3 protein-coding genes are annotated in these 6,365 nt (G+C 70.8%); all 3 read right to left on the bottom strand.

Features of this window, described 5'->3' with window-relative positions; genetic code table 11:
- Nucleotides 1–88: 88 nt before the first annotated feature.
- Nucleotides 89–2,509: an ATP-dependent Clp protease ATP-binding subunit gene (locus tag VI078_02575; GenBank protein ID HEY5998168.1), complete on the bottom strand. Its 2,421-nt coding sequence runs from the start codon at nucleotides 2,507–2,509 to the stop codon at nucleotides 89–91.
- Between the two features lie 192 nt (nucleotides 2,510–2,701).
- Complete coding sequence (locus VI078_02580; GenBank protein ID HEY5998169.1) at nucleotides 2,702–4,570, bottom strand: S8 family serine peptidase; 1,869 nt, start codon at nucleotides 4,568–4,570, stop codon at nucleotides 2,702–2,704.
- A 10-nt stretch (nucleotides 4,571–4,580) separates the two neighbouring features.
- Nucleotides 4,581–6,365, bottom strand: a 1,785-nt coding sequence (locus tag VI078_02585; GenBank protein ID HEY5998170.1) for a S8 family serine peptidase, incomplete at its 5' end; no start/stop codon positions are given.

Below are 6,365 nucleotides of genomic sequence, written 5' to 3' on the forward strand. Positions count from 1 at the left end.
CGCGCGGCGAGGCCGGCGGCGGCCAGCGCGGCGCAGGCCAGCAGCAGGGCGGCGGCCAGCCGCCGGGCGGTGCGCCGGAGGCGGCGCATCAGACCTTGGCCTTCACGCGGAAGACGATCTGCCCGTTCTCGAGCGCCGCGAGGACCTCGTCGCTCCCGGCGAAGTCGCGCCGCAGCATCTCCATGGCCAGCGGGTCCTCGATGTGCGTCTGGATCGCCCGCCGCAGGTGGCGCGCGCCGTACGCCGGGTCGAAGCCCTTCTCGATGAGCCACTCCTTGGCCTCGTGGTCGAGCCGCACCGCGAAGCCCTTCTCGGCGAGCTGCTCGTTGAGCTGGCCGAGCTGCAGGTCGACGATCTGGCGGATGTGCTCGCGGTTGAGCGAGTGGAAGATCACGGTCTCGTCGATGCGGTTGATGAACTCCGGGTTGAAGGTCCGCTTGACCTCCTCCATGATCTGCGCCCGCGCCTTGTCGCCGGCGCCGCCGCCGGGCCCCGACGCGAAGCCAAGCCCGCCACCCTTGTGCAGGTCGCGCGTGCCGAGGTTCGAGGTGATGATCAGCACCACGTTGCGGAACGAGACCGTGTGGCCGTAGCTGTCGGTGAGCTGCCCGCCGTCGAGCACCTGGAGCAGGATGTTGAAGACGTCCGGGTGCGCCTTCTCGATCTCGTCGAAGAGCACGATCGAGTAGGGGCGCCGGCGCACCTGCTCGGTGAGCTGCCCGCCCTCCTCGTAGCCGACGTACCCCGGGGGGGCGCCGGTGAGGCGCGAGACGTTGAACTTCTCCATGTACTCGCTCATGTCCAGGCGGATCAGCGCCCGCTCGTCGTTGAAGAGCGTCGCCGCCAGCGCCCGCGCCAGCTCCGTCTTGCCGACGCCGGTGGGCCCCAGGAAGATGAACGAGCCGATCGGCTTGTTGCGCGCCTTGAGGCCGACGCGCGAGCGGCGGATGGCGCGCACGATCGCCGTCACGGCCTCGTCCTGGCCGACGATGCGCTTGTGCAGCTCGTCCTCCATGCGCAGCAGCCGCTCGCTCTCGCGCTCCTCGATGCGCACGGTCGGGATGCCCGTCATCTTCGAGACGATGTAGGCGATGTCGTCCTCGCCGAGCGCGGGCACGACCGCGTCCTGCTGCTTCTCCCACTCCTGCTTGGCCTGCTCCAGCTCCAGCTTGAGCCGGCTCTCGGTGTCGCGCAGCCGCGCCGCCTTCTCGTAGTCCTGGAGGCGGATCGCCGTGACCTTCTCCGCGGTCACCGCCTCGATCGCCGCCTCGCGCTCGCGCAGCCGCGGCGGCATGGTGATCTCGCGCAGGCGGGCGCGCGAGCCGGCCTCGTCGATGACGTCGATCGCCTTGTCCGGCAGGTAGCGGTCGGTGATGTAGCGGTCCGAGAGGCGCGCGGCGGCCGTCACCGCCTGGTCGGTGATGCGGATGTGGTGGTGCGCCTCGTAGCGCGACTTGAGCCCCTGGATGATCTGCACCGTCTGGTCGACGGTCGGGGGCTCGACGCGCACCGTCTGGAAGCGCCGCTCGAGCGCGCCGTCCTTCTCGATGTGCTTGCGGTACTCGTTGAGCGTCGTCGCGCCGATGCACTGGATCTCGCCGCGCGCGAGCGCCGGCTTGAGCATCGAGGAGGCGTCGATCGAGCCCTCCGCGGCGCCGGCGCCGACGAGCGTGTGGATCTCGTCGATGAAGATCACGACGTTGGGCGTCTCGGTGATCTCCTTCATCACCGTCTTGAGGCGCTCCTCGAACTGGCCGCGGTACTTCGTGCCGGCGACGAGCGAGCCGAGGTCCAGCTGCACGAGGCGCTTGCCGAGCAGCGTCTTGGGCACCTGGCCGGCGACGATGCGCTGGGCGAGCCCCTCGGCGATGGCCGTCTTGCCGACGCCCGGCTCGCCGATGAGCACCGGGTTGTTCTTCGTGCGGCGCGAGAGGATCTGGATCACGCGCTCGATCTCGTCCTCGCGGCCGATCACCGGGTCGAGCTTGGCCTCCTTGGCGAACTTGGTGAGGTCGCGCGAGAACTCGTTGAGCAGCGGCGTGTCCTTCTTGTCCTCCTTGGACTTGGGCGAAGAGAGCTTGAGCAGCGCGATCGTCTCCTTGCGCAGCATCGGCAGCGACAGCCCGAAGCTCTTGAGGACCTGCGCGGCGATGCCGGAGTCCTCCTTGATGAGGCCGAGCAGCAGGTGCTCGGTGCCGATGTAGTTCTGGCCCAGCAGGCGCGCTTCCTCGACCGACAGCTCGAGAACCTTCTTGGCCTGCGGCGAGAAGGGGATCTCGCCGAGGGTCAGGACGTTCTCGGTGGGCGGCATGCGCGAGACCAGTTCGGCCTCGAACTGCTTCTGGGAGAACTCGAGCGCCTGGAGGACGGAGATCGCCGTTCCGGTGCCCTCGCGGAGGATGCCGAGCAGCAGGTGCTCGGTGCCCAGGTACTCGTGCTGGTATTTCTCGGCCTCGCCGCGCGCGAGGATGATGACCCGCCGGGCTCGCTCCGTGAACCGTTCGAACATGGTAGTCCTTTCTCCTTGTAATTCGGGCAATTATCGGCGACGGGGCGCCCCCGTGTCAATCGTGCGCCATCCGCCGCGCGATCCTCCCGCCATCCTCCTTTGACTGCGCCGGAGGCGGGACGGTTCCGGTCCCGGGGACGGGACCGCAACGGCCCTCGGGACGCTGCCGCGGGCGGGCCGGCAGGCGGGCCGTCAGGGGACGTAGTACTGGACGACCAGCGCGGGCCGGGCGGCCGCGCCGGCGTTGCCGCTGTAGAACGCCAGGAAGTCGGCGACGCCGTCGTTGTCGTCGTCCGCGGCGAAGCGGATGCGCAGCTGCGTCCGGCCGGTCGGGTTGACCTGGGCGAACGCCGCGCGCCCGAGCGGCGCCGAGTACCATCCCGCGACGGGGTTGATGTTGAACGTCGCTGCGGCGGACAGCGCGGGGGCGTCGAAGTCCCGCAGCTCGAGGCCGGAACCGCTGCCGAAGAACCCCTTCTTCGCGTCGACCAGGAGCCTCCCGTGGCCGCCGGACATGCCGATCGAGCCCACGGTCGTGCGCGCCTTGAGCTTGAGCGTCACGAAGGCGATCTTCGCGTTGTCGGGGAGGCCGGAGGTGTCGAACGAGAGGATGCCGCGGTACTGGCGGTTCTGCGCGTCATCGCCCGCCCGGATCGTCGCCGCGGTGGCGTCCCTGGCCCCTGCCACGCCGGAATCCTCCGCCGACTCCAGCAGATAGCCGTCTTCCGGCAGGGACGTTGCCGTGAATGCGCTCAGGCTGCCGACGACAAGGCGCACCGCGGCGCCCGCGTTGAGGCGGCCGTTGCCGAAGTACTGGTCCGGGCCCGGCAGATCCTCCGACGGCGGCCCCACCTGGTCGTCCGCGGTCGCCCGGAGGATGGCCAGGATCTGTGACGGGGAGTACGCCGCGTTCACCGAGCGGATCAGCCCGATGACGCCCGCGACGTGCGGCGCGGCCGTGGACGTCCCCGAAGCGACCTGGTACTGGTTGCGCACGTACAGGCTCGGGATGTCCCACCCCGGGGCCACCAGGTCGATGTGCTTGCCGTAATTGGAGTACGGGGCGCGCTCGTCGTCGCAGTTCGTCCCGCCGACCGCGATCACCTCCGGATAGGCGGCCGGGTAGTGGGGGATCACGGTACCGGCCGGGCTGCCCCCGTTCCCCATGGCGGCGACGAGGGGAATGTTCCGTTCGTAGGCATAGCGGACCGCATCGTGCAGCGTGATCGAGTCCTCTTCGCCGCCCAGGCTCATGTTGACGATGGACGCGCGGTGGTCGGCCGCCCAGACGAGCGCGGCCGCGATCCAGGAGTAGGTGCCGTACCCCGTGCCGTCGAGGGCCTTCAGGGGCATGACCCGGCAGGCCCAGCAGACGCCCGCGATGCCCTGGCCGTTGTTGGTCGCGGCGGCGGCGATGCCCGCGACCAGCGAGCCGTGCCCGAGATCGTCCATCGCGTCGTTGTCGTTGTTCACGAAGTCGTACCCGGCGACGAGCTTCCCGGCCAACTCCGGGTGCTCTCTGTCGACGCCGGTGTCGATCACGGCGATGACCGCGGAGGAGTAGCCCTTCGTGAGCTGCCAGGCCTCCGGGGCGTCGATGTCAGCGTCCACCTTGCACCAGTTCTGGCCCTTGTTGTCGAGGTTCCACTGCCCCGGGAACGAGGGATCGGTGGGGAGGAGCGCGGCGGCGACGGCGGTCCGGTCGATCTCGGCGTACTCGACGCGCGGGTCCGCCGTGAAGTCCGCCGCCGCCCGCTCCATGTCCGTGGACTCCGGCAACGCCAGGACGAAGACCCGGTCGAACCCGGCGCGGGCGGCGTCGGCCTCGGCGGGCGCCGGCGCGGGAAGCAGCGGCATCGACGCCTTGACCGCGTACGCGGCCAGGAGGTCGCCGAGCGCGCCGGTCTCCCGCCCCGCCGCCATGGCCGCGGGGGTCAGCTTCACGATGAGGCGGTGGCTCTCCGGGACGGCCGGCCGCCCCGTCGCGGCCGAAGCGGCGTGAGACAGCACCAGGACGGCCAGCGCCGCCCCCGCGGCCCTTTGAAGCGAGAGAGTCCTCATGGGGTCTCCTCTACGGGACGTAGTACTGGATGACCAGCGCCGGGCGGTCCGCCGGAACCACGGCGTCGCCGCTGTGGAACGCGGCGTAGTCGGCGACGCCGTCGTTGTCGTCGTCGGCCGCGAACTCGATGCGGAACTGCGTCAGGCCCCGCGGGTCGATCTGCGGGAACGCAGCGCGCGCGATCGCGGCGGTGTGCCAGCCGGCGACGGGGTTGACCGTGAACGCCCCCGCCGCCGCCGTTCCGGCGGGCGCCTCGAAATCTGCCAGTTCCACGCCGGGGACGGCGCCGAAGAACGCCTTCCGGGCGTCGACGAGCAGCCTCCCGTGGGTCGTGGAGAAATTGACGTTCCCCGTGCTCGCCTTGAGCTTGAGCTCGAGGGTCGCGAAGACGATCACCGCGTTGTCGGGGAGGCCGGAGGTGTTGAAGGAGAGGATCCCCCGGTACTGCCGGTTCTGAGCGTTGTCGCCGACGAGGACCGCGGTGCCGACCGTGTTCCGGGCGCCCCCCACCTCGGCGTCCTCCGCCGCCTCCAGGACCCAGCCGTCCAGGGCCTGGGACGTGGTCGAGAAGACGCTCAGGGCGTCCGCGACCGCCCGCACCGCGGCGGCGGCGTTCAGGCGCCCGCTGCCGAAGTACTGGTCCCAGCCGGGGGTGTCCTGCGCGGGGTCGCCCACCTGGTCGTCCGCGGTCGCCTTGAGGATGCTGCGGATCTGGGCGGGAGAGTAGGTCGGATTCAGCGAGCGCATCAGCCCGACGACGCCGGTGACGTGCGGCGTGGCCATCGAGGTCCCGTTCCAGCGCTCGTACGCGCCGTTCGGGAGCGTGCTCAGGATGTCCACCCCGGGCGCGACGAGGTCGATGTGGCTGCCGACGTTGGAGAACGAGGCGCGCCCGTCGGTGCAGTCGGTGGCGCCGACGGCTATGACCTCCGGGTAGGCCGCCGGGTAGGCCGGCGCCGAGCTGGCGTTGTTCATCATGGCGACGACCATGGGGATCTTACTGCCGTAGACGTAGCGAACCGCGTCGTGGAGGGTGATCGAGTCGACGCTGCCGCCGAGGCTCATGTTGACCACGGACGCCCGGTGGTCCGCGGCGTAGATGAGGGCCGCCTCCAGCCACGAGTACTGCCCGCGGCTCCCGGCGAGCGCCTTCAGGGGCATGATGCGGCAGGCCCAGCAGACGCCGGCGATCCCCGCCGCGTTGTTCGAGAGAGCCGCCGCTATCCCCGAGACGTGGGTGCCGTGCCCGATGTCGTCGGCCGGGTCGGTGTCGTCGTAGGCGAAGTCGTAGCCCGGGACGATCTTGGCCGCCAGGTCCGGGTTGTCCATGTCGATGCCGGAGTCGATCACGGCGATGACCCGCGAGGGCAGGCCGGTGGTCACCCGCCACGCCTCCGGGGCGTCGATGTCCGCGTCCATCGCGCAGCCCCACAGGCCGGCGTTGTCGAGGCTCCACTGCTCCACGTACCGCGGGTCCCTCGGGACGAGCGCGCTGGAAAGGATGTGGTCGATCTCCGCGTACTCGACGCGGGGGTCCGCGCCGAACGCGGCGACCGCCGCGTCCATGTCCGCGGACTCCGGCAGCTCCAGCACGAAGATCCGGTCGAACTCCGCGCGGGCGGCGTCGGCCTCGGCGGGCGCCGGCGCGGGCAGCAGCGGCATCGAGGCCGTGACCCCGTGCGCGGCCAGGAGGCTGCCGAGCACACCGGTCTCCCGGCCTGCCGCCATCGCCGCGGGAGTCAGCTTCACGATGAGGCGGTGGCTCGCGGCGGGCGCGTCCTCCGCGGGCGGGGC

It is taken from the genome of bacterium (assembly GCA_036524115.1).
Classification (GTDB): domain Bacteria; phylum JAUVQV01; class JAUVQV01; order JAUVQV01; family DATDCY01; genus DATDCY01.

Coding starts and splice junctions, on each gene's coding strand:
- VI078_02575 (HEY5998168.1), bottom strand. CDS start 2,509: ATGTTCGAACGGTTCACGGAGCGAGCCCGGCGGGTCATCATCCTCGCG.
- VI078_02580 (HEY5998169.1), bottom strand. CDS start 4,570: ATGAGGACTCTCTCGCTTCAAAGGGCCGCGGGGGCGGCGCTGGCCGTC.